Genomic DNA, 280 nt, shown 5'->3' with positions numbered 1-280 from the left:
ATAAAATGCGTGAAATATTCATTTCGCTTAAACGCTGTAATGTTTGATTATATTTTAGTAATGGGCGTGCCCGCTCTGTTTGCCCTTCATATGGTGGTTCTAGTATTGGATTCGAAGAAATATGACTAATGAGAGCATCTCCACCAATTAATATTCCATCAGATTCTCTATATAAAGAAATATGAGTAGAAGCATGGCCTGGTGTTTCAAGCACTGTAAATCCAGGCAAAGAATTAATACGATCTCCTTCTCTCACAGTATGCGTTAACGATCTATTACA

1 protein-coding gene is annotated in these 280 nt (G+C 36.4%); it reads right to left on the bottom strand.

From position 1 onward, the window contains the following. On the bottom strand, window positions 1–280 hold a 280-nt coding region (locus tag MR167_RS32170), incomplete at both ends, for an MBL fold metallo-hydrolase (protein ID WP_346657780.1).

The organism is Bacillus cereus group sp. BfR-BA-01355, assembly GCF_022663675.1.
In the GTDB taxonomy this organism is placed as follows: domain Bacteria; phylum Bacillota; class Bacilli; order Bacillales; family Bacillaceae_G; genus Bacillus_A; species Bacillus_A thuringiensis_S.
This window is presented reverse-complemented; position numbering and strand designations above follow the sequence as displayed.